At 41.5% G+C, this 26509-nt stretch carries 22 protein-coding genes; 12 read left to right on the top strand and 10 right to left on the bottom strand.

Features of this window, described 5'->3' with window-relative positions:
• The first annotated feature begins 69 nt into the window (after window positions 1-69).
• From NLP_RS13870 to NLP_RS13850, 4 genes are all read left to right on the top strand, one after another.
• The gene (locus tag NLP_RS13870; RefSeq protein ID WP_104906897.1) at window positions 70-249 is read left to right on the top strand and encodes a chlorophyll a/b-binding protein; all 180 of its coding nucleotides are present in this window, start codon (window positions 70-72) and stop codon (window positions 247-249) included.
• Between the two features lie 232 nt (window positions 250-481).
• The gene (locus tag NLP_RS13865) at window positions 482-727 is read left to right on the top strand and encodes a hypothetical protein (RefSeq protein WP_104906896.1); all 246 of its coding nucleotides are present in this window, start codon (window positions 482-484) and stop codon (window positions 725-727) included.
• Between the two features lie 199 nt (window positions 728-926).
• Window positions 927-1268 carry a hypothetical protein gene (locus NLP_RS13860; RefSeq protein WP_104906895.1) on the top strand — a complete coding sequence of 114 codons (342 nt, stop codon included), beginning with the start codon at window positions 927-929 and terminating at the stop codon, window positions 1266-1268.
• Between the two features lie 652 nt (window positions 1269-1920).
• Window positions 1921-2292: a DUF2237 family protein gene (locus tag NLP_RS13850; protein ID WP_104906893.1), complete on the top strand. Its 372-nt coding sequence runs from the start codon at window positions 1921-1923 to the stop codon at window positions 2290-2292.
• A gap of 95 nt (window positions 2293-2387) precedes the next feature.
• Here the strand turns inward: NLP_RS13850 and NLP_RS13845 are convergent, their stop codons facing one another.
• The 5 genes from NLP_RS13845 to NLP_RS13825 all read right to left on the bottom strand — a co-directional run bounded on the left by NLP_RS13845 (window position 2388) and on the right by NLP_RS13825 (window position 8001).
• Window positions 2388-4568 (bottom strand): hybrid sensor histidine kinase/response regulator, encoded by a 2181-nt coding sequence (locus tag NLP_RS13845; protein WP_104906892.1) that lies wholly within the window; start codon window positions 4566-4568, stop codon window positions 2388-2390.
• A 4-nt stretch (window positions 4569-4572) separates the two neighbouring features.
• The gene (locus NLP_RS13840) at window positions 4573-5145 is read right to left on the bottom strand and encodes a chemotaxis protein CheB (RefSeq protein WP_104906891.1); all 573 of its coding nucleotides are present in this window, start codon (window positions 5143-5145) and stop codon (window positions 4573-4575) included.
• Between the two features lie 64 nt (window positions 5146-5209).
• Window positions 5210-6073: a metal ABC transporter permease gene (locus NLP_RS13835; RefSeq protein WP_104906890.1), complete on the bottom strand. Its 864-nt coding sequence runs from the start codon at window positions 6071-6073 to the stop codon at window positions 5210-5212.
• Window positions 6074-6097: 24 nt separating this feature from the next.
• A complete protein-coding gene (locus NLP_RS13830; RefSeq protein WP_104906889.1) occupies window positions 6098-6877 on the bottom strand; it encodes a metal ABC transporter ATP-binding protein in 780 nt (259 codons plus the stop codon).
• Window positions 6878-7026: 149 nt separating this feature from the next.
• Window positions 7027-8001 (bottom strand): metal ABC transporter substrate-binding protein, encoded by a 975-nt coding sequence (locus NLP_RS13825; protein WP_104906888.1) that lies wholly within the window; start codon window positions 7999-8001, stop codon window positions 7027-7029.
• A gap of 826 nt (window positions 8002-8827) precedes the next feature.
• On the opposite strand from NLP_RS13825, the gene NLP_RS13820 reads away from it, so the two are divergent.
• The 5 genes from NLP_RS13820 to NLP_RS13800 all read left to right on the top strand — a co-directional run bounded on the left by NLP_RS13820 (window position 8828) and on the right by NLP_RS13800 (window position 13276).
• On the top strand, window positions 8828-9328 hold the full coding sequence (locus NLP_RS13820; protein WP_104906887.1) for a DUF2231 domain-containing protein: 501 nt from the start codon (window positions 8828-8830) through the stop codon (window positions 9326-9328).
• The gene (locus NLP_RS13815) at window positions 9325-9942 is read left to right on the top strand and encodes a DUF2231 domain-containing protein (protein WP_104906886.1); all 618 of its coding nucleotides are present in this window, start codon (window positions 9325-9327) and stop codon (window positions 9940-9942) included. The genes NLP_RS13820 and NLP_RS13815 overlap by 4 nt, the downstream gene beginning before the upstream one ends.
• A 46-nt stretch (window positions 9943-9988) precedes the next feature.
• The gene (locus NLP_RS13810; protein WP_104906885.1) at window positions 9989-10903 is read left to right on the top strand and encodes a cytochrome c oxidase subunit II; all 915 of its coding nucleotides are present in this window, start codon (window positions 9989-9991) and stop codon (window positions 10901-10903) included.
• Between the two features lie 14 nt (window positions 10904-10917).
• Window positions 10918-12579, top strand: a complete 1662-nt coding sequence (gene ctaD / locus NLP_RS13805) for a cytochrome c oxidase subunit I (protein ID WP_104906884.1) — start codon at window positions 10918-10920, stop codon at window positions 12577-12579.
• Window positions 12580-12673: 94 nt separating this feature from the next.
• Window positions 12674-13276: a cytochrome c oxidase subunit 3 gene (locus NLP_RS13800; protein ID WP_104906883.1), complete on the top strand. Its 603-nt coding sequence runs from the start codon at window positions 12674-12676 to the stop codon at window positions 13274-13276.
• A 114-nt stretch (window positions 13277-13390) separates the two neighbouring features.
• Here NLP_RS13800 and NLP_RS13795 read toward each other — a convergent pair whose 3' ends face one another.
• The 3 genes from NLP_RS13795 to NLP_RS35535 form a co-directional block, all read right to left on the bottom strand.
• Window positions 13391-13987 (bottom strand): hypothetical protein, encoded by a 597-nt coding sequence (locus NLP_RS13795; RefSeq protein WP_104906882.1) that lies wholly within the window; start codon window positions 13985-13987, stop codon window positions 13391-13393.
• 202 nt (window positions 13988-14189) lie between these two features.
• A complete protein-coding gene (locus tag NLP_RS13790; protein WP_104906881.1) occupies window positions 14190-15542 on the bottom strand; it encodes a helix-hairpin-helix domain-containing protein in 1353 nt (450 codons plus the stop codon).
• Between the two features lie 217 nt (window positions 15543-15759).
• Entirely contained in the window at window positions 15760-15894 is a 135-nt protein-coding gene (locus NLP_RS35535; RefSeq protein WP_267894919.1) for a hypothetical protein, read from the bottom strand.
• Here NLP_RS35535 and gatA point away from each other — a divergent pair.
• Complete coding sequence (gatA, locus tag NLP_RS13785; RefSeq protein ID WP_104906880.1) at window positions 15893-17353, top strand: Asp-tRNA(Asn)/Glu-tRNA(Gln) amidotransferase subunit GatA; 1461 nt, start codon at window positions 15893-15895, stop codon at window positions 17351-17353. The two genes, NLP_RS35535 and gatA, sit on opposite strands and share 2 nt — an antisense overlap.
• Before the next feature lie 105 nt (window positions 17354-17458).
• Here gatA and NLP_RS13780 read toward each other — a convergent pair whose 3' ends face one another.
• Together NLP_RS13780 and NLP_RS13775 are read right to left on the bottom strand one after the other, a co-directional pair.
• The gene (locus tag NLP_RS13780) at window positions 17459-17923 is read right to left on the bottom strand and encodes a helix-turn-helix domain-containing protein (RefSeq protein ID WP_104906879.1); all 465 of its coding nucleotides are present in this window, start codon (window positions 17921-17923) and stop codon (window positions 17459-17461) included.
• A 292-nt stretch (window positions 17924-18215) separates the two neighbouring features.
• A complete protein-coding gene (locus tag NLP_RS13775; RefSeq protein WP_158680371.1) occupies window positions 18216-23684 on the bottom strand; it encodes a Calx-beta domain-containing protein in 5469 nt (1822 codons plus the stop codon).
• A 688-nt stretch (window positions 23685-24372) separates the two neighbouring features.
• Between NLP_RS13775 and NLP_RS13765 the strand changes: the two genes are divergently transcribed.
• Complete coding sequence (locus tag NLP_RS13765) at window positions 24373-25500, top strand: acyltransferase family protein (RefSeq protein ID WP_104906877.1); 1128 nt, start codon at window positions 24373-24375, stop codon at window positions 25498-25500.
• A 265-nt stretch (window positions 25501-25765) separates the two neighbouring features.
• Window positions 25766-26464: a CAP domain-containing protein gene (locus NLP_RS13760; RefSeq protein ID WP_104906876.1), complete on the top strand. Its 699-nt coding sequence runs from the start codon at window positions 25766-25768 to the stop codon at window positions 26462-26464.
• The last annotated feature ends 45 nt before the right edge of the window (window positions 26465-26509 follow it).

Raw genomic sequence — 26509 nt, 5'->3', positions numbered from 1 at the left:
CCGGGAAGCAATCCTTACTTTGCACAACACCAGTAAGTTGTTACAGTCACAAAACTTGGATTATTAACTATGTCAGCTAACACAAACATTAACCCCCCGATGCTCGATAATCGCAATGCCTGGCGTTGGGGATTTACACCCCAGGCTGAACTTTGGAACGGTCGTTTGGCGATGATTGGCTTTTTGTGCGCCGCCCTAATTGAACTATTTTCTGGTCAAGGCTTCCTTCACTTTTGGGGCCTTCTGTAGGTCAGCAGTTGCTCTAGTGCTGGTTAGCTTTTGTAAATGTATCTATATTACTGGTGGTGGTCACGGTATCACCACTTGATACATTTTGAGTGATATCCGTTCCTCATCTCCCTCTGAAAAATTACCAGTCAACGTCGGCGATCGCTGCCCTCAACATATCTACCTTGCCTTTATCTCTAGGTTTATATCATAAAACTACCTATTTGACAAGATATTTGTTATACTTATTTACATGAACAATAATTTAGACTTCAAGTCTCCTGAGCTATTTGGTTCTGTTGTTTTCAGACCTGATTTTAATAGCTTTAAGACTATCAATGCTTCCCAAGCTTGGTCTTTATTCTTTACAGGTGGTAGAGAAGACAAAAAACTAGATTTTAACCCTCGAATAGGTCTTTTGTTTACTAGTATTTTGCTAGGTCTTAGTGTTTCTGGGTTCGCCAGCGCACTGATTACCCGGAGAATATTTCCTACTTAAGTGCCTGACTAATAGCTAATACGAAGTATAACCCTGAACCACCAACTTCTTGGTGGTTCAAGTTTTTAGTGTGTCTTCACTAATATCTGAGTAACGCCATAGTTTCGGCTAACCTACAAATCTTTTAAAGTCTGACTAGCCTTGAGGATATCAGGACAAATATTCATCTAAAATTTGGCAATTTCATCTAGGAGAATTAATGTTAGACTTCAACACCTTGACGGTATTCTCAAGCACTTACTGCATTGGTATTTGTGCCTTTCTAATCCCAGTCAACCTAATTGCTACCTCGTTAACAATAGGTTTGACATTATTGTGTCGTCCAGCTATTGAGATTTGGCGAAGTGCTGCAATTGCCAGTACCTTTGCTTTATTAATCATACTGCACGTATTTGCTTGGTTCATGATTGGAGTTGTCATGGCTCCCACATACATTTTATTGGGACTAGGAAGCATCTGTCTAGGAGCAAATTTAGGAGCAATTCTCCTATACAAACGCTTTGCGAACGCATATGTAGCAATTCAACTTGAATTTTCATAAGTACACTCAGAAGTAACCCTTTATAGAGCAAACGCTTGTATTTTTCTTGGCAAGCTTACCCCAGATGAGTATCTACCTTGGTATAAACCTGTTACCAACTTTCAAGAGTGCGATCGCAATTAGAGTGATAATTAAATTGATTGCTGGCAAGTTCTATTTAGTTGAGGGTAGAGTATGCCGTTTTGCTGGTATCGCTCAAAATAAGTATTTTGGTACGATACACAATTTTATTGATGAGTTTGATTACTGCTGGTGAATTGTCTCCTCAGCAGTGCCCTATATTAAATTCTGGGTAGAATAACCTGTTACCAAGTTTATGAAGTGCGATGGCGTACTCGCCCGCTTTATAGTAGCGATCGCAAAGGGTGATCGCCAAAAATCTGATTAAAGATAGCGCTTTTGAGTAGCACATCAAACCCTTATAACTTCTTAAAACTTTAATTGCCACAGTGGCAATTTTGTCTGCGCCTGGGGATTCTACTGAGATATTGCACCATTCTTAATAACTGTAAGGTTGACAACTTGGGATGAGTAGTGATTCTAGAATTCCCTGCTTTTCCGAATTAATAAGGGATAGCGATTTTAATTCAACTAAGGAAGTGTCAATATAGGCTTATATCGAAGTAAAAAAATCAAGTGCAACGAATTAACGATGACAGAAGCTAAAAACGTAATCGGTGCAAACCTAGAGGCCTGCTGCACTTCTCCCATGACTGGGTTTTACCGCGACGGTTTTTGTCGCACAGGTGGTCAGGATTTTGGGGCGCATGTCGTATGTGCCGAACTGACATCAGAATTCCTGGAGTTCACTAAATCGCGGGGGAACGACCTGAGCACACCTGTTCCTGATTCTAATTTTCCTGGACTGAAGCCTGGCGATCGCTGGTGTTTGTGTGCTTCTCGTTGGCAAGAAGCTCTAGAAGCTGGCGTTGCTCCACCCGTAATACTTTCAGCAACTCATGCTAGAGCTTTGGAAGTGGTTTCTCTAGACGAACTCAAAAAACATGCTCTAACTTCCTCTTGATTGAAAATTGGGGATTGGGGATTAGGGATTGGGCATTGCAAGAATTAATATTTCTTCTTCCCCTGCTTTCCCCACTACCCACTCTCCATTCCAAATCAACTCACTGGAACTTGCAGAGGCAGTTCTAATACATTGGCAACCGCAGCAATCAATTTATTCGGGTCAATTGGCTTAGATAAATGCTGCTGAAACCCTTCTGAAAGCGCTTTCAAGCGGTCTTCCTCTCGCGTGTATGCTGTTAAAGCGATCGCGGGGATGCGTCCGCCTTTTTCTGGTTCTAAAGAGCGCAGTTTCCTAATCAGTGTATAACCATCTTGCTCTGACATACCGATGTCGCTAATCAGGATATCTGGTTTTGCTTGTTCAAGTACTACTAGCGCTTCATCAACTGATGCTACCGCACTGGCAAAAGCCCCATACTCCTCAAACATAAAACTGAGAAAGTTACGGGTATCTGCTTCATCATCTACAACTAAAACTCTTAATCCAGCAAGGGGCGTCGCTGCCACAGGAGAAGAAATTTCTCCTGTAGCTTCTCTACTCACCCTACTACCCTTATTGTCTTGTAGAAGTGGTAATCGTACAGTAAAGGTTGCTCCTTGTCCAGTACCTAAACTTTCGGCAAAGATTGCACCTTTGTGCAGTTCCACTAGATGACGGACGATCGCTAAACCTAGTCCTAATCCATTGTGCGATCGCGTTGTGGTACTGTCTGCTTGCCGGAACCGCTCAAATACTTTGGGTAAAAACTCGGAACTGATACCAATACCTGTATCAATAACTTGAATTTGGGCGTACTGGGATTTTGAATTTTGGATTTTGGATTTTAGATTATTGCTTTCATCAGTATTTGCAGAGTCTAAATTTTCACTATCAGATTCAAATCTCAAATCGTTCGACTGGCTTGTACTGATGGTTGTGGAAGTAGCGCCCACACCAAAGTCTGAAATCGAAAATCCAAAATGCTTTGACAGTCTGACTTCTACCCTACCACCTTTAGGGGTAAATTTTATTGCATTAGTTAGTAGGTTCCAGACAATTTGCTGTAAACGGGCCAGATCGCCATAGACTGACCCTATGGAAGTATCCAGTACAGTATTTAATTGAATATCTTTTGGCTCTGCTAGGGGACGCACTGCTTCTAAAGCTGCCTCCATCACCGAGATTAGATTCACTGCCGATACGTTTAACCGCAACTGACCACGGATAATCCGGGATACGTCTAAGATATCCTCAATTAGTTGCATCTGAGATATAGCGTTGCGTTCGATCGCCTCCAAGGCGCGGGAGGTGGCTTTTTCGTCAAGTTTTTTGGTGCGGAGGATTTTTGACCAGCCGAGCATCGAGGTTAGAGGTGTGCGGAGTTCGTGGGAGAGAACAGCTAGAAACTCATCTTTCATTCGATTCGCGGCTTCTGCTTCCTGTCTTGCCGTTTGTTCGCGAATCACTTGAGCACGGACTTCTTCGGCTTGCTTGCGTTCGGTAATATCTTCAAGAGTGCCTACATAACCCAGCAATTCTCCTTGACTGGAAAGCATCGGTGATGAACGAACTTGAACCCAACGAATGTTACCGTGAGCAGCTTGAAAGCGAAATTCTTCTGAGTATTCCCGACCTTCACAAATGTAAGCAGACCAACTAGCGATCGCTCGTTCTTTGTCTTCTGGATGAACAGATTCCAGCCATCTCTTTTCTAAACTCTCTGCCGCTTTCAAGCCACAAATTGCCTGATAGCGGGGATTAGTATATTTACAGTCGCCTTCGGTATCAGTTTCAAAAATGCCAACGGGTGAGCAGGTACTTAGCGATCGGAATCTTTCTTCACTTTGCCTGAGTTCGGTATTCACAGCTACCAGTTGCGCTGTTTGTTGCTTGACGGCTTCTGTTTTCTTAAATAGTTCTACAAATACTGTGACTTTAGAAGTCAAGATATTGGGGTCTAGTGGTTTGAGCAAATAATCAACAGCACCCAAGGCATAACCTTTAAACAGCATTTGGTCGCTGGTGCTAAAAGCAGTCAGAAAGATAATCGGAGTGTGACGCGATCGCCCCCGATTGCGAATTAAGGTAGCAGTTTCAAAACCGTCCATCCCTGGCATTTGCACATCCAGCAAAATCACCGCAAAATCTTGATGCAGCAGACACCTCAAAGCTTCTTCCCCAGAAGTAGCTCTCACAAGATTTTCCCCTAGTTTTTCTAGGATTGCCTCTAGTGCCAGCAAATTTTCTAGTTTATCATCTACTAGGAGGATGTTGACTTTGGGTTCCATCTGCATCGGTTTATTTCTGTGATAATTGACAAAGCTTGACCATTTGGGAAGCAATGTTTGAGAGTGTCAAAATCCAGTCTACTTCAACAGCAGAAATTGCTGCCTCTGGCATAACGTCGCTTTCAGCTGTGGCAGGTTCCTGTACAATGGTAATTCCTCCCCGCGCTTTTATTTTTTTAAGACCTTGCACACCATCTTGGTTTGCTCCTGTCAATATTACACCAATAACTTCCTCTGTATAAACATCGGCTGCCGACTCAAACAGCACATCGATAGACGGTCGGGCATAAGAAACAGGTTCATCAGTCGAAAGAGCAAAGTGACCTGGTTCAACCAGTAAATGATAATCTGCTGGGGCTATGTAGATATGTCCCGGTAGTATTTCCTCCTTATCTTCCACTTCGCGAATTTTCAACAAACTGGATTCTTGCAATAAATCCTGGAGTGTGTTGCTAGACTCTTTGTGACGGTGTTGCACGATCGCGATCGGCACAGGGAAGTCTGCTGGTAAATTTCCCAGGACGATTTTCAATGCTGATAATCCGCCTAAAGAAGTACCAATTACCACAATTTTAAACGACACTTGTTTCGCCCTCACACCTGCAAAATGGGGGTTACGTAAATAGCAAAGGCTATTTCATCCTGAATTAGTCAGTGTTTTCTTGCTTCTTTGCTCTTACCAGTAACCCATGTTTAGGTGCAAAAATCATTGCTATGACAAACAACAAGGTTTGCAACACAACTATGCAACCCCCTGTTGCACCATCGATATGATAGCTGATGTAAGTCCCCATAACACTAGAAAATACTCCTGATGCCATCGCAATTAGTATCATGTGGTCGAAACGGTCTGTTAACAAATAAGCCGTTGCTCCCGGAGTAACTAACATCGCTACAACCAGAATAATTCCCACTGTCTGGAGTCCGGCGACAGCAGTTAACGAGAGTAATGATAGTAAAATATAATGCAGCGCTCCTGTGTTCAAGCCAATGGAACGTGCATGAGTGGGGTCAAAACAAAATAATAGGAGGTCTTTGCGTAAAATAGCTATTGTTACTAAAGTAATTACGCTAATAATCACCGTTTGGATAATGTCTTCATTAGAAATGCCCAAGACATTTCCAAACAAAATATGCGTCAAGTCTACGCTGCTTGGAGTTTTGGAAACTAGTACCAAACCAAGAGCGAAAAATCCTGTAAATACAAGTCCGATGACAGTATCTTCTTTAATTCTCGTCTTCGCTTTGATATAACCGATCGCAATAACTGAACCCACTCCAAAAACAAAAGCGCCCACAGCAAAAGGGATATTTAAAACATAAGCAATTACTACCCCAGGCATTACCGCATGGGAAACAGCATCTCCCATCAATGCCCAACCTTTTAGGGTCATAAAACAAGATAAAACAGAACAGACTACCCCAACTAAGGCACTGACACAAATTGCCTTCACCATAAATTCATGCTGTAGGGGCGTGGTTAACCAATCTAGGAATGCGAGAGTATTCATACTTTTAATAATATTAATTAGTAATTAATCAGATTCACTTTTCTTTCCACGGATAATCTGACTTTTGCTGAAAGATAAATCTCCAAGAGAACCACCAAAAGTCCGAGAGAGATTCTCTTCTGTGAAGACTTCAGATGTATTTCCATAAGCTAAAATAGTACGGTTAATGAGTACTACTTGGTCGCAGAAAGTAGTGATAGAAGCTAAATCATGGGTAGAAATCAAAATTGTATGACCTTCTTCTCGCAATTCCAACAATAAGTCAATCATTGCTTTTTCTGTTTTGATATCTACCCCAGTGAAAGGTTCATCTAATAGCAAAACTGTTCCCTGTTGTGCTAAAGCACGGGCGAGAAAGGCACGTTTTTTCTGTCCACCAGAGAGTTCTCCTATTTGGCGATCGCGCATTGACCACATTTGCACTCTTTCCAAACTTTCTCTCACCACTCTGTGATCTTTCGCCGCCGGAATTCGCAGTATATTCATGTAACCATAGCGTCCCATCATCACCACATCCTCGACACTTACTGGAAAATTCCAGTCCACTTCTTCTGACTGTGGTACATAAGCGACCAAGCTTTTTTTCTGTACAGTTTTTATCGGTAAGCCATTAATCAAAACCTGTCCTGTAACTGGCTTTAAAAAACCCATAATCGCCTTAAATAGGGTTGATTTACCACTACCATTCATCCCCACTAAACCACTAATTGAACCTGCTTTAATTTGCAAAGAAGCACCATGTAAAGCAACTTTGCCGTGGTAAGCAACTGTCAGATTTTCGACATCAATACTAATAGATTTCACTAAAAATCACCTCTAAGATTAATCATTAGTTTGTAGTGAGTGACTCCAGCATTTTTGCGAACACGTAATGTTTTCCAGAGAACAAAATAGGACTAAAGTCCTTACTACAAACTAATTTTAAATAATTAAATTTATTCTTACATACTTGCTCACTTTTCCTCTAATCCCTGAGTTAGAGTAGTAATATTAAGTTCTAGCAACTTGAGATAAGTTGGTGCTGGGCCGTTTGCTGGAGATAGGGAATCAACGTAAAACACTCCACCAAACCTTGCTCCTGATTCTCTAGCTACCTGACGTTGCGCTCCATCGTTTACTGTACTTTCACAGAAAACTACAGGTATTTTATTTTTTTTAACTATATCAATGACTTTTTCTAGCTGTTTGGGAGTAGCTTGCTGTTCAGAGTTGACTGCCCAGAGATAAGCTTCTTTCAAGCCATAATCGCGGGTGACGTATGAGAAAGCGCCTTCACAGCTTACCATGTAGCGCTTGTCTGCTGGAACTACCGACACGCTTTTTCGCAGTTTCTCATCAACTTCTTTAATCTTTTGGCTGTATGCTTTGGCATTGGTATTATAAGTCTCTGCATTCGCTGAGTCTAAATTAACTAATGCCTTGCGAATATTCTCTACGTAAATCAAGGCATTTTGTGGTGACATCCAAGCATGAGGATTAGGTTTCCCCTTATAGGCATCCTCCGTAATTTCTACAGGTTTAATTCCCTCACTTAGAGTAACGTGAGGTACATTAGGGACGCTATTATACAATTTCTGTGCCCAACGCTCTAAATTCAGACCATTATTCAAAATTAGGTCTGCTTTTTGCGCCCTCACCAAATCGCTAGGAGTTGGTTCGTAACCATGAATTTCCGCCCCTGGTTTGGTGAGGGATTCAACAATAGCCTTGTCTCCCGCCACGTTTTGCGCCATATCTGCAATGACTGTAAAGGTGGTAAGAACTACTTTTTTACCTTTTTTATCTAGATTGGTGGTGGTAGTTGTGGCTGAGTTTGGACTTAACTGTGGTTGAGAATTAGAGCCTGACGGGCTACACCCAGCCAAACATAGCCCCAATAGCAGCCCAGACGCTACAGCCAATTTTTGTCCGTACTGCGGTAATTGCATCTGAAAGTTATTGATATTAAATCTGATTATAGCAATTTCATAATCTTCTCACTTTAGCAGAAATAAGAGAAAAATGAAAGAATTCTGAAAATAATATCAAAGGAAAAAAGCGAACTGTTGCAATAAACTGTATTTCTGGGTTCTGACTTAACTGAATTCGACACTTTTGTACTTTGATTACTTCCTTTTCTTATTTTCAGGGGCTTTTTGAGTAGTTCAAACATTTTTGTTATCTACATTACAAACAAATATTTTACTATTGTGAAATTCCTGACAGACAAATCTTATATTTGGAGTTTTTTGTATTTGAAATAATGCAGATTTGAATACATTATGAAAATATTTTTTTGTTAGATAACGAACTTTTAAAAGTTTAATATTTATTGTTTTGACAATTCATAAAAATTTACTTAAGCTAAAGATAGGTTAAGCAAATCAACAAACGACAGCGATTTGATTTAGCTACATCAAGAATTGCTGTTGCAGATTATGGGTATAAGGAAATGAATCAAAACCAAAATTATTCCATGTAGGCAATTTAACCAGATTTTGCTCCAAAAAGCTAAGACATGATTAAGCGTATTGCACCGCGCAGATATTGAACAGATTTCGGTCAATTATGGATGGATACTTGTGGTGATGTTAGTGAGTGTCCATCAATTATTAAAGCTTGACTAGCGATTTTAGATTTTTGATTAGGTCTTCTAGTTTATATCTCGTTTGGGACGGAATAAATCTAAAAGATGCTCGCTAAGACTGCGCGATCGCCAATCCAAAATCCAAAATTTATTGACAAAAGTGCGGTAGATATGTCCAGGAGAAGACGATGATTGAGTATTTTACATCCTTGAACGACCACAATTTGCCCTATCCAGATACGGTTCATCCCATCGTTGTCCACTTCGTAATTGCGATGGTGTTGTTTTCTTTCTTCTGCGATGTAATTGGCTATTTTACTGGGAAATCCGGTCTTTTTGAGGTGAGTTGGTGGAATATGTTAGTTGCCACGATCGCCATCTTCGTCGCAATTATTTTTGGTCAGTTTGAAGCAGGATTAGCACAGCCTTACAGCCTAGCTAAATCGGTGCTGAATTTGCATACGCTAATTGGTTGGTCGCTTTCAGGAATTATCACAGCGATTACAGCTTGGCGCTATGTAATTCGTGCCCGTAATCCGCAAAAAGTACCGATTTATTATTTGGGAGCCGGACTAGTTTTAACCCTGATAGTTGGCTTGCAGGTATATCTCGGAGATGAGCTTGTTTGGGTATATGGATTGCATACCGTGCCAGTTGTGGAAGCAGTAAAGGATGGTTTGTTGCGATGAACTCAGAATTGATTGACCAATTGAGCGGCTCTCTAGGCGCAAACGGATTACCTTACACAATTCCCATTCATCCCAACTTAGTCCATCTGACAATAGCTTTGTTCATCATTGGCATGACCTTTGATATCGTTGGTGTTCTGTTCCCGTTTGAAAAATGGGTTTTCAAATTTTTGGCAATTACTGTGGAACGTAACAACTTATTTGATGTTGGCTGGTACAACATTTTAGCTTGCAGCATTATTACATTTTTCACTGTAGGAGCAGGATTTTACGAAATGCTATTGGCAACACCACCAGCTGATATGAAGAGTGCCTGGGGATTGCAGGCAATGGAAACTATGCTCTGGCATGGTATGGGTGGTGTGTTCTTATTAACGTTGATTGTTGGCATGACCATCTGGAGAGGATGGCAGCGCTTCGTTTGGGACAAACAACCATATAAACAGACAGATAGAGAAGTGCAATGGATCTACCTGTTTGCAGGCATAGCAATCATGTTCATTATGTACATTCACGGCACACTAGGAGCGCAACTAGCCACCGAATTTGGCGTACACAATACAGCAGATAGTTTGCTGCGATTAGGTCAAGACCTCAACACCACGCTTAAATAAGTCATTTGCCCAATGCCCCATGCCCAATGCCCAATAACGAATGACCATGAAAATCCAGAAGATTTTAAATATTTTGACGCTGCTAACAGGCGCGATCGCAGTGACTTTTACCAGTATCTGGATCGGCAAGCAGGCTTACTCCTGGCTTCCTCCCCAAGCAGCAGCTGAATCCCTACTCATTGATGATTTGATTAGCTTCTTAGTAACCCTCGGTGCCTTTATCTTCTTGGGAGTAACAAGTACTCTGATCTATTCTGTAATCTTCCATCGGGCAGTCAAAGATGACTTTACTGACGGCCCCCCGATTGAAGGTAACGTCACCTTAGAAGTTGTCTGGACAGCAATCCCAATTCTCTTGGTATTTTGGATTGCAAGCTACAGCTACCAAGTTTACGAACAAATGGGAATTCAAGGCCCATCAGAACTAGTTCATCTGCATAATCCCCTGGCGATGGAATCAGCTTATGCAGCACCAGCTAACGCCTTAGCAGAACCTGTTGAGAAAATTGACGTACTAGCTAAACAGTGGGCGTGGGTTTTTCACTACCCAGAAAGAGATATTACTAGTACCGAATTGCATTTACCAAGCGATCGCCGGGTACGTTTAGCACTGAAATCACAGGATGTTCTCCACGGCTTCTATATTCCTGCGTTCCGCCTCAAGCAGGATATTATTCCTAACCATGCGATCGACTTTGAATTTACTCCCATCCTTGCCGGACAATACCGATTGACCGATTCCCAATATAGCGGTACATACTTTGCGACGATGCAAGCGAATGTAATCGTTGAATCTCCTGAAGATTATCAGCAGTGGCTAGCCCAAGCTGCAACCCAAAAGCCATCTCCAGCAAAGAATCAAGCGGCTTCTGAGTATGCTCAAACATCCAATCAATCAGTCCAAACTGGTTGGGTTACAGTTCCACCTGCTGCACCTCCTCTAGTCAATTCTCCTGGTTAAAAGGAAAGTAACCGATGACTAATATTCCTATTGAAGGCATCCTTCTCCCTAATGAGAAGCCCAAGCACGAATCTTCAAGTAACTGGAAAGAATACTTCAGCTTTAGTACCGATCATAAAGTTATTGGTATCCAGTATCTCGTTACCTCATTCTTCTTCTTTCTCGTCGGCGGTATCTTTGCGATGGTGATGCGGGGAGAACTGATGACACCCGAATCAGATTTAGTCGATCGCACCGTCTACAACGGTATGTTCACCATGCACGGCACCGTGATGCTGTTTTTGTGGACATTTCCCTCACTAGTTGGTTTTGCCAACTATCTAGTACCCCTGATGATTGGGGCGCGAGATATGGCATTTCCCCGCCTGAATGCCGTCGCCTTTTGGATGGTGCCAGTAGTTGGGATTTTGATGATGGGTAGCTTCTTTGTTCCTGGTGGCCCAGCCCAAGCCGGCTGGTGGTCTTACCCGCCAGTCAGTCTCCAGAATCCCACAGGTAACTTAATTAATGGTCAAGTTATCTGGCTCTTGGCGGTAGCAATATCTGGCGTATCCTCAATTATGGGGGCAGTGAACTTTGTCACCACAATCGTCAAGATGCGGGCCCCAGGAATGGGCTTCTTCCGGATGCCTCTGTTTGTCTGGGGAGTATTTAGCGCCCAGATTATCCAACTATTCGGACTACCTGCACTGACAGCAGGCGCGGTGATGCTGCTACTCGACCTCACAGTTGGTACGAGCTTTTTTGACCCCGCCAAGGGTGGGAATCCAGTTATGTTCCAACATTACTTCTGGTTCTACTCCCACCCCGCCGTTTACGTGATTATTTTGCCCGTCTTTGCGATTTTCTCAGAAATCTTCCCAGTTTATTCGCGTAAACCCCTATTTGGTTACAAAGTAGTTGCCGTTTCATCGATCTTGATTGCCGTAGTCAGCGGTATCGTTTGGGTACACCACATGTACGTCAGCGGTACACCAGGTTGGATGCGGTTGATTTTCATGCTGACAACAATGTGTGTATCTGTCCCCACAGGAATTAAAGTATTCGCTTGGGTGGCAACTATTTGGGGCGGTAAACTGCGACTACATACACCGATGCTGTTCGCCCTGGGTGCATTGATCATGTTTGTCTTCGCAGGTATCACAGGCATCATGCTTTCCTCTGTGCCTGTGGATGTCCACGTGAATAACACTTACTTTGTGGTGGGACACTTCCACTACGTTCTCTACGGCACTGTGACGATGGGCTTGTATGCTGCCATCTATCACTGGTTCCCCAAAATGACCGGGCGAATGTACTCGGAAAGCTGGGGTAAAATCCACTTTTGGCTAGCATTCATCGGCACCAACCTCAACTTTTTGCCTATGCACCCATTAGGATTGCAAGGAATGTTACGCCGAGTTGCTTCCTATGCCCCAGAGTATCAATTCTGGAATGTCATCGCTAGCTTGGGCGGATTTCTATTAGGAATGTCCACCTTGCCCTTCATTTTCAACATGGTGATTTCTTGGATGCAAGGCGAGAAAGCACCTGCTAATCCTTGGCGGGCAATTGGACTAGAGTGGTTAGTTTCTTCACCACCCCCAGTAGAAAACTTTGAAGAAATTCCCATTATCATTTCCGAACCCTACGGCTACGGCAAATCAGAACCCTTGACAGCCAACCTCCCAGAATAAACGCAAACTATCGGGAAGATGCAAAAACCCTCCGCGTACCTCTGCGCTTCCCTTTGCGTTACTTTGCGTTTAAAATTCCCCCTCAAAAAGCAAAATGGACAGCTATATCAATTCCGAAGAATTGCACCAGACAAGCGCAGAACACAGCCACGACGAAGAAGGCAATAAAATGTTTGGCTTCATTGTCTTCCTGCTGTCAGAAAGCGTCATTTTCTTGAGTTTTTTCGCTGGATATGCCATCTACAAAACAACAACACCTAATTGGCTACCAGCAGGTGTTTCTGGACTAGAAGTAAAAGAACCAGCAATCAATACAGTAATTCTTGTTGCTAGTAGCTTTGTAATTTACTTAGCAGAACGCGCCCTTCAACGCCATGACTTAGTGAAATTTCGCCTGTTTCTATTGGCAACAATGGCGATGGGAACTTACTTTTTAGTTGGACAGGCGATTGAATGGAACGGTCTCACCTTTGGTTTCACCTCCGGCATATTTGGTAGTACATTCTATCTGCTTACAGGTTTCCACGGTTTGCACGTTTTCACAGGTATTTTGTTGCAGTTGATAATTTTGGTCCGTTCTTTCCTACCTGGCAATTACGATACAGGTCACTACGGCGTAAATGCAACCTCATTGTTTTGGCACTTCGTCGATGTTATCTGGATTATTTTGTTTGTCCTGATCTATGTTTGGCAGTAAAAATTGATGGCAAGGAAAACCCAGATAATTTCTCTGGGTTGGTGTATGTGGCATTATTAATTACTTTTATGCCCCATACACCATTCACTGTAATAACTATATTTGGGTCTTAGTTCAACCTTTAAAATTCAACCTTTCCTCAAACTTTGACCCATCTTGATGACATAAAAATTTTTCATTACTGTGATAACTTCTTCGCCATTTTTCGAGCTTATCTATAGATATTGATTTAGATGTGACATTCACACCATTTCCTCGCCAAGCAACTTCTGCATCTGTTGTGAAAACCCCGCACTCTAATTGATCTAGCCTCATATTCCAATATTCGCTAAATCGACCTTTTAAAGTAATAACTTGCTCAAATACCTTGTTTCTATGCTTATTTCTTCTTTTTCGTTCTGTCGCTCCAGTTGCTTCTGTGTCAATAAACTTAGTTTCAATTAAAAACAGACTACCTTTAAAAGTCAGGAAGACAAAATCACACTTCCCTAAATCTGTGTAATCTGAAATTGGAGACTTTTCAAATAACAGCAATTCAGCACACGAGGGAAACAATTCTTTAATATTCAGAAATAAATAAGCTTGCAATAGAAGTTCCTTATCATAAGGAAATAATATCACTCCTTCAAAAAATTTTTGAATGTCCTCGTGAGTTTGGGGTTGAATTTTTTTACAGTATGAAACAAATCTATGTAGCTCGTTGACGATCATCAAGTTCTAACTCCTTCCCCCGGTCGCAGCCTTAAGGGTATTAGCATAAAAAGATACCACTACATCAAGGAAATTTTCATCCGCGTAAGTAACTAAAAAAACGATTAAAATCCTGAATACCTAAGGCAATTTACTGTTGACAGTTCAATAAAACTAATTCTTAAGCTGCTTTTCAGTATTGGTGGATTTTTCACTGCTGGCGTCAGCTACCAGTCAGAGATTTTATATGAGCAGGAAAACTGGCGTTTTGCAAAGCTTGAACAGTTATTCGAGAATCTTGTACACAAAATTGCCAACCTAAGCGAACAAGCTTACGAGAAGTTTCAGTTTGGATAATTCCAATCACTGGCATTTTTGCCTTTTCTTTGTCTACTGAATGGTCTTGTAAAATTGTTTTCAAGCGATGTAAATCTTCCATATTACCTGCTTGCTGGGGATTTAATTCCACCATTACCATTTGTACTGTTTCCACTGGTTCTGCATCTTCAAGAATAAATTGAGTTTGCTCGTCACGTCGATCTACTTTTCCCCAAATAATTAATCTTGTATCAACTTGGAGTATAGAACTAATACGTTCATAAGTTTTCGGAAAAACTACAGCTTCTGATTGTGTAGTTAGGTCTTCTATTTGCAAGATTGCCATCTGATCGCCTTTTTTTGTCACCACTTTTTTGACGTTATTTAACATCACAACTGCACAAAGCCTCGTTTCTTCTCTTTGTTCTCCCAGCTGCGAAAGGTTAATTGGTGTCAAAAATGGTGCTATTTGTCGTAAGGATTTCAGGGGATGATCTGATACATAAAAGCCTAGTAATTCTTTCTCCTTTTGCAACTTTTCCTGGGGGGTAAAATCTATTATAGGTTTAGATTTGGGAGCAGTTTCAAAGGCATTACTTGCTCTTTTATTCTGAGTTGAAGAAAATCCATCGCCCAATAAATCAAATATATTCCCTTGACCACTAGCTCTATCTTTCGCACGAGATTGTGCCCAATCATACACTAATTCTGAGTCGTTAATTAACTGTTGGCGATTGGATTCAATTTTGTCAAAGGCTCCACAGTAAATTAGCGACTCTAGGGTTCGGCGGTTAACAGCACGTAAATCTACGCGATCGCAAAAATCAGCGAGTGATTTAAACTCTCCTGTCTCATTTCTTGCCTCCAAAATACAAGCGATCGCATTTTGTCCCACGTTACGCACCGCCGAAAATCCAAACAGAATCTTGCCTGCCGTTGGCGTAAAATCAACACCAGAACGATTAATATCTGGCGGATCTATGGAAATACCCATATTTGTACAGTTAGTAATGTATCTCTGTACCTTATCGGTATCACCACTGTTAGCTGTTAACAGTGCCGCCATATATTCCAATGGGTAATTAGCTTTTAAATATGCTGTTTGATAAGTTACATAACCATAGGCTGTCGAATGGGATTTATTGAAACAATTAGCAGCTATTAAGCCATTTTTGATTGCAAAATTATGGTCACGCTCAACCCCAATGTCATAAACATTTTGTTTGCCTAAATATTTACGCCTGGCTATTTTTATCATCCTACCTTACCTCGAAAAATTTTGTGGAATTGATACAATTATGAAGTTTGTAGTATTAATAAGGTGGTAATACAAAATTATATCATTAGAAAACACTGCTATACTCTTACACAAAAGTAGCCAATATATATGAAAACTTTGGCAAACTATTCAATAGACGGTTGATAGCCATGTGTTTGCTGTTTTTTAAAACGTATTAAACACATTTCAATACATATTAATCCGCTTTGTCAGATGAATGGGGAATGGCAAGCAGAGGAGAATAAGCCATGCTCAAAGCCCAATAACCAATACCCAATTTTGGCCAATATGTACTAGAATCAATGACTTGAGTCACAAAGAGAGCAATCATGGCATCCATCCGCGAGTTGCACCAACAGCTGGTTAAAAAAGAACGTTCTGCCGTTGAAATTACCCAAGAAGCTTTAGAGCGCATTCAAGCGTTAGAGCCGAAATTGCACAGCTTTTTATGTGTGACGGCAGATCGGGCATTAGAGCAGGCGGGTGCTGTGGATACCAAAATTGCTGCGGGAGAAGAAATTGGGCTGCTAGCGGGCATTCCTGTGGGTATCAAGGACAATATGTGTACCAAGGGAGTTCCTACCACCTGCGCCTCCCGGATTTTGGAAAATTTCGTGCCGCCTTATGAATCAACAGCGACGCAAAAACTGGCAGATGCTGGGGCGGTAATGGTAGGCAAAACCAACTTGGATGAGTTTGCAATGGGCAGTTCTACGGAAAACTCTGCCTATCAAGTCACGGCTAATCCTTGGGATTTGTCACGAGTTCCAGGTGGTTCTTCGGGGGGTTCGGCGGCGGCGGTGGCGGCCCAAGAATGTGTAGTTGCTCTTGGTTCTGATACTGGCGGTTCGATTCGCCAACCTGCATCTTTCTGCGGTGTGGTGGGGATGAAACCCACTTATGGTTTGGTTTCTCGTTATGGTTTGGTGGCTTACGCTTCATCTTTGGATCAAATTGGGCCATTTGGAAATACGGTAGAAGATGCCGCAATATTATTAAGTGCGATCGCAGGTTACGATTCCAAAGACTCTACCAGCCTGAAGGTTGCCATTCCCAACTATGCTGCTAGCTTAAAACCAAACTTCAAACCCAGAGGTCAGCTAAGAATTGGTATCATTAAAGAAACTTTTGGTGAAGGTTTAGACTCTGTAGTAGAACAAGCTGTTACCAAAGCAGTAGATCAACTACAAAGTTTGGGAGCAGAAATTCATATAATTTCCTGTCCCCGCTTTCGCTATGGCTTACCCACCTACTACATCATCGCCCCATCAGAAGCATCAGCAAACCTGGCTCGTTACGATGGCGTTAAATATGGGTATCGCGCTCCTGATGCAGATAATCTGCTATCAATGTACACTCGTACCCGTGCCGCTGGTTTTGGTACAGAAGTCAAACGCCGGATTATGATTGGCACTTACGCGCTTTCGGCTGGCTATTATGACGCTTACTACCTGAAAGCGCAAAAAGTCCGCACCTTGATTAAGCAAGACTTTGAAAAGGCTTTTGGCGCGGTTGATGTGTTAGTTTGTCCCACATCTCCCACTACAGCATTCAAAGCAGGGGAAAAAACTACTGACCCTTTGAGTATGTATTTAAATGACTTGATGACTATTCCTGTGAATCTTGCTGGTTTACCTAGTTTAAGTTTGCCATGTGGTTTTGACGATCTAGGGCTACCGATAGGATTACAGCTAATTGGCAATGTGTTGCGAGAAGAGCAACTGTTTCAGGTAGCTTATGCTTATGAACAATCTACTACTTGGCATCTGCGTAAACCGCAAATATCTTAAAAATTGTCATTTGTGATGGGTCATTTGTCATTGGTTATTAATTCTTTTCTTTTACTCGGTACAGACGCGATTAATCGCGTCTTTCCACTTCCTCTGCCTTTTTGGTCATTTGTTAGTCTGATTGCTGACTATTGACTGTTGATTATTGTCTTCTGGAGTCAGGGATTCAGCTGTAAGCTGTGGATTAAGTATATGAAGAAGACCAGCAGATGCACCGACCAATAATAAAATATAGGTCAGAACAAGAGGTATGTATGTATTTTGTTTGTTGTCTGAATTGTGATGAGCATTTTTAGAATCTTGACAGACAACATTGGTTACAAGGCTGTACGATAAAGCATTTCCATCCAGCCCTAAAGCATCTCCATAACGACGGATGAATCCTTGAAGAAAAATTGGCTCAGGCAATTCTTCAAATCTATCTTCTTCTAAAGCTTGCAAAATACCTACTCGAAGCATTGTCTGAGAGGCTATTTCTTCTATGCGGATAGATTTTTCTTGTCTTACTTGTCGCAAGCGTGTGGTTATTTCCTTTAGTTGCTCTACTTGAGCTTCATTTAAGAGCGTCACAGTCTTCTCCTGTATGGGCTAATTCTACTATTCATTCAGAAGACTTCAATCCGCATACGTAAATTTACTGGATATTTGATTTTAGGATAAATTTTTTTGATAATGGCTTAATCCTGGATTTTAAAATGCTAGTCCAACTCTATATAGTATATTGTTTGTTATAATTAATACTTTAATTACCAAAGAATAGGCGTAAAAATTAACAAGTTGCAACTTATAATATAAGTATTTTCCCAGCGCTATTCTGGGATGGGATAATTGCAGCGATCGCTAATGTTCTGTTCAATAACGATTAGTCATCATTCTTAATTGTGCCAACTCCTTGGTTATTATTAAATATGGCATTTGCTGCACCATATATATTGACAAAAAATGTTTCATTGAGTTCAACTTTATTATCACCTCGGACGCCAATACTAATAACTTTGCTGGTTTCGCCAGGGTCGAAAATAATTGTCCCCAGCCCAAAATTGTAATCCGAGTCAGATTCTTTAGCAGTACCATCACTCGTACTGTAATTTACAATCACCCTTTGATAAAATTCATTAGAGAGAGTGACGACAAAATTAGCATTAGTTATCATCCCTGCTGTGCCTTCTTTGACTGATACATCTGCAATACTAATGGCTGGAGGTTGGTCATCATTTGTGATAGTAGCTACTCCCAAACTATCAGTAATTGTGGTGTTTGTAGCACTGAAGAGATTGACAGAAAATGTCTCGTTGTTTTCAGCTTTGTTATCACCTATAACAGCAATACCAAGAGTTTTGCTGGTTTCGCCAGGATTGAAAACGATCGTCCCGGAAGCAGGGTTGTAATCAGAGTCAGAAACTTTAGCAGTGCCATCACTAGTGTTGTAATTTACAGTAACCTGCTGTAAACTCGGTGCAGAGAGAGTGACGATAAAGTTAGCATTAGTTGTTGTGCCTGTGTTACCTTCAGCAATTGAGACATCCGAGATACTGACAGTTGTTGGGTTGTCATCATCAATGATGGTAGCAACTCCTAAACTATCAGTAATTGCGGCATTTGTCGCGCCTAAAAGATTGACAGAAAATGTCTCGTTGGCTTCAGTTTGGTTATCGCCGATGACGCCAATACTAAGAGTTTTGCTAGTTTCACCAGGATTGAAAGTAATTGTCCCCTGAGTAGAATTGTAATCAGAGTCAGCAACTTGAGCAGTGCCATCACTGGTGTTGTAATTTACAGTAACTTGCTGATAACTGGCATTGGAGAGAGTGATAATAAAGTTAGCATTATTTGTTGTGCCTGTATTGCCTTCGGTAACTGAAACATCCGAGATGCTGATAGTTGGTTGGTTGTCATCGTTGATGATGGTAGCAATTCCTAAACCATCAGCAATTGTGCCATTTATCGCAGCCGAAAGATTGACAGAAAATGTCTCGTCGGTTTCAAATTTGTTATCGCCAACAACACCAATGCTAAGAGTTTTGCTAGTTTCACCAGGATTGAAAGTAATCGTTCCCTGAGTAAAATTGTAATCAGAGTCAGCAACTTGAGCAGTACCATCGCTGGTGTTGTAATTTACAGTAACCTGCTGATAGCTAGGATTGGAGAGACTGATAGTAAAGTTAGCGTTAGTTGTTGTGGCTGTATTGCCTTCAGTAACTGAGACATCCGAGATGCTGATAGTTGGTTGGTTGTCATCATTGATGATGGTAGCAAGTCCTAAACTGTCAGCAATTGTGCCATTTGTTGCAGCTGAAAGATTGACAGAAAATGTCTCGTCAGTTTCAGTTTGATTATCGCCGATGACACCAATGCTAAGAGTTTTGCTAGTTTCGCCAGGATTGAAAGTAATCGTCCCTAAAGCCGAATTGTAATCAGAGTCAGCAACTTGAGCAGTAGCATCACTCGTGTTGTAATTTACAGTAACTTGCTGATAGCTGGGATTGGAGAGACTAATAGTAAAGTTAGCATTTGTTGTTGTGCCTGTGTTGTTTTCAGTAACCGAGACATCCGAGATGCTGATAGTTGGTTGGCTGTCATCATCAATGATGGTACCAACTCCTAAACTATCAAGAATTGTGGAATTTGTCGCACCCAAAAGATTGACAGAAAATGTCTCGTTGGTTTCAGCTTTGTTATCACCGATGACGCCAATGCTAAGAGTTTTGCTAGTTTCGCCAGGATTGAAAGTAATCGCCCCTAAAGCCGAATTGTAATCAGAGTCAGCAACTTGAGCAGTACCATCACTCGTGTTGTAATTTACAGTAACTTGCTGATAACTGGGATTGGAGAGACTAATAGTAAAGTTAGCATTTGTTGTTGTGCCTGTATTGCCTTCAACAACTGAGACATCCGAGATGCTGATAGTTGGTTGGTTGTCATCGTTGATGATGGTAGCAACTCCTAAGCTATCTGCGATCGCAGCATTTGTCGCACCCAAAAGATTGACAGAAAATATCTCGTCGGTTTCAAATTTGTTATCACCTACAACACCAATGCTAAGGGTTTTACTGGTTTCACCAGGATTGAAAGTAATCGTCCCGGAAGCAGAGTTGTAATCAGAGTCAGCAACTTGAGCAGTGCCATTACTCGTGTTGTAATTTACAGTAACCTGCTGATAACTAGGATTAGAAAGACTGATAGTAAAGTTAGCGTTAGTTGTTGTACCTGTGTTGTTTTCAGTAACCGAGACATCTGAGATGCTGATAGTTGGTTGGCTATCATCGTTGATGATGTTTACTGTAGCTAAACTGTTAGTAATTGTGGAATTTGCTGGCGCAGTTGTGAGGTTGGGGTTACTCAGGATAACAGTAATATCTTCATTGAGTTCAAATGTGTTATCACCCAAAACATCGGCTGTAATTGTTTTTGTGGTTTCCCCAACAGCGAAGCTTAAAGTCCCAGACGCAGCAGTTTCTCCACCTGTCACTTGAATATTGTTATAGTCACTGCCAAAAATTGCTGCACCGTTAAAAGCATAATTTACGGTACTAGCCACGCCAATACCACCAGTGCGAGTAACCGTGAAGCTAACAGCTTGAGTACCGCTATTACCTTCAATTAAAGTTGAAGTGGGAGTGGAAATTGCATATTGAATTGAATCATTAGCAGCAATATTGAGAGTAGTTTCAGTTATTGTCCCCAAATTAGCCCCTGTTAGCGTGCCGAAGTTGAGTACAACTGTTTCTGCATTCTCAGGTAAATCGTCTGGGTTAATAGTAAAAGTAATTAACTTTGTTAAATTTAAGCCTGTTGCGCCAGCAGTAAAGGAGATGGTAGTGGGGGAAAAAGTGTAATCGTTGCCACTAGTAGCCGTGCTATTGCTTTTGACGACAATAGGAACTGTGACAGCAGTTTCGGGAGAGGCATCTAAGGTAACAGAAATAGTTACTGTAGTGGCGGTACTATCTTCTGTTGTATTGTACGTAGCAGCACCAAAGTTGACTTTTGGAAGCACATATTCAAATGCTCCAATGTCAATTCTCCCGCTTTCTATACGGTTAAAATCCGTGCCGCGCTGATCGGTAGTTAAGCCACCACTATAAGCTGGATCGCCAGCATTCCTGGCAGGACTGTTAAAGTATAGAGCGTGAGTTTGTGTAGAACCACCGTAATCTCCTAGCGGTTTGAGTCCGGGGTTGGGGTTAATAATATCTGTGCCCGTACCCAGAGTCCCAGATGATTTACCAGTAATTTTGCCAATCAGGTTGTAACCATTGCTATTGAAGTTATTACCATAGACATCGGCTCCTTGATTACCTGGATCAATATTGCCAGCAATGATGCTATTACTGATGCTCGCTGTGCCGCCAGATTTATAAATGCCGCCACCATCACCTTGTCCATTATTATCACTATCAGAGGTGTTGCCAAATATAGTGCTATTGCTGACTGTGGCATTGCTGCTGCTGTAGATGCCGCCACCATGAGTTTTTGCTGTATTGCTAGAAATAGTGCTATTGCTTATGGTGACACTACTGTTACTACCGTTTGTGAAGATGCCGCCGCCATTGCTGTTTGCGGTGTTGCCAGAAAGAGTACTATTGCTAACTGTGGCATTGGTGCTATAAATGCCTCCCCCAAGATTTGCTATGTTGCCGGAAATATTGCTATCGCTGACTGTAGCACTACTGCTGTAGATGCCGCCGCCATTGCTGTTTGCGGTGTTGCCAGAAATACTGCTATCGGTGACTATGACACTACTGGTACTGTAAATGCCGCCGCCGCTAGTGCTGGCAGTATTGCCAGAAAAAGTACTATTGCTGACTGTAACACTACTGGTGCTATTGATCCCACCACCATTTGCTGCATTTCCCCCAGTTATCTTCAACCCATCAATTGAGAGGGAGGCACTGGCATAAAAAACACGGGAAGCATTGTTACCACTGATGGTAAGTTTATTAGCCCCAGTTCCTTGAATGATCACTCCTTCAGTAACATTCAATTCCCCAGAAGTGAGGATAATGGTGTCGGGCGTCGTATCACCGAATATTCCAGTCGTATCAAAGAGGATTGTCTCAATTCCGGGATCGTTATTGGCATTGATAATAGCTTGCCTTAAGGAGCCAGTACCGCTGTCATTGGTGTTAGTTACTATATAGGTGGTGCCATCTACTTTGACAGATACATCATCAATCGCTAAACCATGATCGTTGCCTCCATCATCTATGTCTTCCCAACGCAATATAATCTCTTCACCGTTAGCTATTGGGGTAGCTAGATTAAATATTACAGGTGTTATCACAGTTCGATTGGCACTTTGATTACCATTCAGAGAACTTGCGATTGCAGTTGCAATTGGTCCGGTGAAATCTAGCGATGTCACAGATGTCCATGTTCCTGTTGTCAAACTTGTGAGAGTTGACCCAGTTTGATAACTAAATTTCAACTGTTGTGGCGATGTATTACCACCATTACGCCATTGCTCACCGGTGTAACTTACTTGCAACTTAGTAATTGCTGAACCTGTATTGTTTTGGAGGCGCAACCCATAATAAATAGTGCCTGTAGTACCGGAAGCTACAGAACCAAGTGCCCGGTCTGTGGTTGTACCAAAACTGTACATTGCACCTGCATTATTAGTGCCAGAACCAGCGTTATAATTTGTTCTTGTGGAATACCAGCCTGAAATAGTTGAATCATTAATCCAAGCAATAGATGTTGCCGAAGCAGCTAATGAGTTGAAGTTTTGAGAGTATGTGCCAGTAAAACTAGCTGGCAAAATAGATTGGTAAGCCTGTATTACTTCCGGTTTAAATGCTAGGGAAGCCTCAATTTTCCCTGTCTTCACTTCTAAATCCCAGTCGCCACCTAAAGCTGCACTTCCGGTTTTGTCAGTGGAAGCGGCAACATCTGCTCCAGTAATTCGGCTAATCTGCTGCACAAATTTTGTGCCTTCACCACTGGCTACATCACAGCCATAAAGTAGGATGTCAGCCTTATCAGTTAAAGCACTTGCCCACTTTTGTAACTGATTTTTGTAGCTATCCAGGTTGCTAAGGTTGAAGTTGATTGACCCTAGTTGCAAACTTCCCACACTTCCGTGGGAAACAATGTGAATTGATTGAACTGAATTGGATTCATGTTTTGCGAGAAACTCGGTTATTTGTGCTAAACCGTCTCTATTGGCATCAAGAATAACAACTTCACTGCCGAGTGCGATACCAGACACCAAACTTTGGTAATCTATAACTTTTGGATCTATAAAAACAATATTTTTGGTTGCTTCTAGTAATTTTATAGTAAACTTATTTCTGGTTTTATGGTGATGATTTTCTGGTAGGTTTATCATAATTATTGTCCTTAAATATAATTTTTTAGCTTTAGTTATCTTGGTAATATTGAGCGTGCATAACAAAATAGAAAGTGAATGACTATGCATTCGCTTTCATTCCCAAATTCAATCGGTAATTAAACCTTTGATCTAATGAGACAAAATTGCAATATTTTTAGTTGTTATATAAGCAAGCACGCCTTAAATAAAGTTAGCTGTTTTTTAGTCACAGCTTTGGTTTATAGCAATTTATACTAAGATTAGTGACAAGACAACTGCATTTACACTTAAACTGCGTCCACGTTGAAAACCGTAGTTCTGTATGAATAGAAAAACCCTCATCCCCCAGCCCCTTCTCCCAATATTGGGAGAAGGGGAGCCGGAAAGAAGTCCCTCTCCCAAGTAGGGAGAGGGATTTAGGGTGAGGGCAAAAACTACGGTTCTCAACATAGATGAGGTTTAAATAGCAATAGATTGACTGAAATTTGAGTATATCTAGCTTTATTAACAGTTCTGGTACTACCAATCCTTTTTCGATATCTAAAACTGTAGCTTGGGTGCGATCGCGTACTTCTAATTTGTACAAGATAGTATGGGCAGGAACCTTGATGAAAAACTATATTTAGCAAGTAGACCGATAAATTTTGCTTGATTACCTTCATCAACCGGGGTAACTTAGATACTCATCTAATACAAGATTTCGTCTATGCGCCTGACTTCACTGGATGTTTTTCGTGGCATTACCATTGCTGGAATGATTCTCGTCAATATGGCGGGTGTTACAGATGATGTATATCCTCCCTTAGCCCACGCCGATTGGCACGGCTGCACGCCAACGGACTTGGTATTTCCCTTCTTTCTCTTCATTATCGGTGTAGCAATGACTTTCTCGCTGTCAAAATACACCGAGGGCAATAAACCTACCTCAGCTGTTTACTGGCGGATATTGCGCCGCGCCACTATTCTCTTTGCTCTGGGATTGCTACTAAATGGCTTTTGGAATCAAGGTATTTGGACTTTTGATTTGAATAGTATCCGGATTATGGGAGTGTTGCAGCGTATCAGCCTTACTTATCTGCTGGCTTCCCTAGCTGTTCTCAACCTTCCGCGCAAAGGTCAATGGATACTAGCAGCAGTGCTACTCATTGGCTACTGGCTAACGATGATGTATGTAGCAGTGCCAGAATATGGTGCGGGCGTTTTGACGCGAGAAGGTAATTTCGGTGCTTATGTTGACCGCCTGATTATTCCCAATGCACATTTATATAAAGGTGATGGTTTCAACTTTATGGGAGATCCAGAAGGACTTTTCAGTACTATTCCCGCGATAGTAAGCGTCCTCGCTGGCTACTTCACTGGTCAATGGATACGCAGTCAACCTGTACAGTCACGTACAAGTATCGGTTTAGGATTATTTGGAGTCGGTTGCTTAATTATCGGGTGGGCGTGGGGGTGGACATTCCCTATTAACAAAAAGCTGTGGACAAGTTCTTATGTAGTATTTACAACAGGTTGGGCGTTACTATTGCTAGCAGCTTGTTATGAACTCATGGAAGTACGGCTGATGCGTCGCTGGAGTAAACCTTTTGAAATTATGGGCTTAAATGCAATTGCTCTTTTCGTTGCATCAGTTTTGTTAATTAAAATTTTAGTCAAAACTACTATTGGCACTGGCAAAGACGCTCCCACTACCTACAATTGGATTTACCAGAATTTTTTCGCATCTTGGGCGGGAGCGCTAAATGGTTCCCTGTTATTTGCCTTAGTCACCGTGTTGTTGTGGTGGGCTGTTGGTTTTCTGATGTATCGGCAACGCTGGTTTCTGAAAGTATAAAAAAGATTTTTGTTGTTATTTACGTTTTCGTGTTTTCAATGTTACAACAAGTGTTAATTGATAGATTTGTAAAACTTTAGGAACAAAGGCAATTGCAACTTTATCAATATTATTGGCGCGTTAATCTGCGCTTTCTTTAGCAAACTTACTTAAGTCCTGATATCGTTTCTAACGGCAGAAGCGTCTACAGACTTATCTGTGCGTTGAAAATTCTTATTTCTTCTAATTCACTAAATTAATCCATAGAAAAATTGTGAGGTAATCGATGCGTCGCATGAATTTTTGGGTATTTTTGCCAATTACCTTGATATTGGGCTGCTCAAATCAACTACTTCAATCTAACCCGTCTGTAGCCAACCCTAACCCAGCAGTACAAACTAGTCCAACTTTATTAGCAAAGGCGAGTTACCTTTCACCGTTGGAACAACAGATAATTGTTGAAACAAATAAGGTAAGAACAAATCCTAAAGCATACCTTCCAATTCTGGAAAACTATAGAAAGCGCTTTGAGGGGAACCGAGTCAAAATTTCTAATAATAATTATCTACGAACTCAAGAAGGAGTTAAGGCAATTGATGAAGCGATCACATTTCTTAAATCAGCACGTCCGATAGGAGCCTTGAGTGCATCTAAAGGTATGTCTTTAGGAGCAAAAGACCACGTAAAAGACCAAGGCCCAAAAGGTGCTATAGGTCATGATGGTAGCGATGGTAGCAACCCTTTTACTCGCATCAACCGCTATGGTAAATGGGAAACAACCGCAGGTGAAAATATCAGTTATGGGCCAAACAGCGCTCAAGATATCGTCATGCAGTTAATTATTGATGATGGTGTGCGCGATCGCGGCCATCGAAAAAACATTTTTAACAGCGCTTTTAAAGTCTCTGGTGTTGCTTATGGAACTCACAAATCATATAAAACAATCTGCGTGATTGACTACGCTGGGGGGTATAGTGAAAAATAATTTGAGGAAATAGGGAGGAATAGCTGGCGATTAGAAATCGCGTCT

Source organism: Nostoc sp. 'Lobaria pulmonaria (5183) cyanobiont', assembly GCF_002949795.1.
Classification (GTDB): Bacteria; Cyanobacteriota; Cyanobacteriia; order Cyanobacteriales; family Nostocaceae; genus Nostoc.
The sequence above is the reverse complement of the archived record's forward strand: the minus strand, read 5'-3'. Positions and strand labels throughout refer to the sequence as shown.